The sequence below is a fragment of the Actinosynnema sp. NPDC023658 genome (genome assembly GCF_040639995.1).
Taxonomy (GTDB): domain Bacteria; phylum Actinomycetota; class Actinomycetes; order Mycobacteriales; family Pseudonocardiaceae; genus Actinosynnema.
The window spans coordinates 1-1,028 of the sequence record NZ_JBFAAX010001506.1 but is presented as its reverse complement, the minus strand read 5'-3'; the positions used below and the strand labels follow the sequence as shown (position 1 = coordinate 1,028).

Sequence of the window (1,028 nt, the reverse complement as noted above, 5' to 3'; positions counted from 1 at the left end):
GGAGTGGACGACCGCGGCACTGCCGGCGCGCGCGCCCTACAGCACGTTCACGCCCGCGTCGACCGCGCCGCCGCCACCCGGGCGGGAGACCCAGCCCATCCCGCTGTGCGACCTCGGCCCGGGCAGCCGGTTCACCACGTGGACCGCACCGGAACCCCTCGAACCCGTGCTGCGCGCGTGGTCCACCGCCGTCGCGCAGGTCGCCTCGCCGGCCCGGGTGAGCGCGCCGAACCAGCGCGTGATCCCGGCGGACAGGACCAAGCGCGCCGACTCCGCCGACGCGCACGTCCAGTGGATCGACGTCACGGACGGGGACGGCACCGGCAGCGTCGACCTGACCGTCGGCCGCACCACCCTCGACCCGGTCGCGGCGGCCGACGACGAGGCCTTCGCGGAGGGCAACTGCGCACCGCCGCGGCGGCTGGTCCGCTCGGACGGCACCGTGCTCCAGGTCTACTCGGTGCGGCCGAGCGAGCCGTTCCGGTCACTCGCCCTGGTGCTGTGCCTCTACACCCCGAAGGGTGACGCCTACAAGCTCACCGTCGCGAACTACGGCAGCCCAGATTTCACGTTCCGCGGCGACGACCACTCCTTCGAGCGCACCGGAGCGGGACGCGGAACCCTGCCGCTGACCGAGGAGCAACTGACCCGGATCGGGGTGGCCGTGGCCGACGCCGGCTGACCGCGAATACCGTTGTGTAGTCGGCAAAGTAACTCGATCGGGTAATCACCTATCGCTCGAACGAGTCGCAGACATCCGGGTTCTACGCTGCCCTTCCGATAACGGGATCACACCGACCGCTTCCGCGCGCCGGCTGTCTCCACGGGAAGAGTCGCGTGACTGGTTACCTGGAACTCACCGCGTCCGCGGTGCTGTACGCGCTGGGCATCGTCGCCCAGTCGGTCGCCTCGCAGCGCGCCGACGAGGGCGGCGGTGGCCTGGGGCTGCTCGCCCGGATGGTCCGCGAGCGCCTCTACCTCCTCGGCTTCGCGGGCCAGCTCGGCGGGTTCGCGCTCGCGTTCCTGGC

General features: G+C 72.0%; 1 protein-coding gene and 1 pseudogene. Both read left to right on the top strand.

The window, feature by feature from the left end:
* Window positions 1-682: hypothetical protein (locus tag AB0G02_RS42135; protein WP_360806768.1), on the top strand; the 682-nt coding region annotated here is incomplete at its 5' end.
* A 155-nt stretch (window positions 683-837) separates the two neighbouring features.
* Window positions 838-1,028 (top strand): annotated as a pseudogene (locus AB0G02_RS42130) (hypothetical protein); the annotation flags it as partial.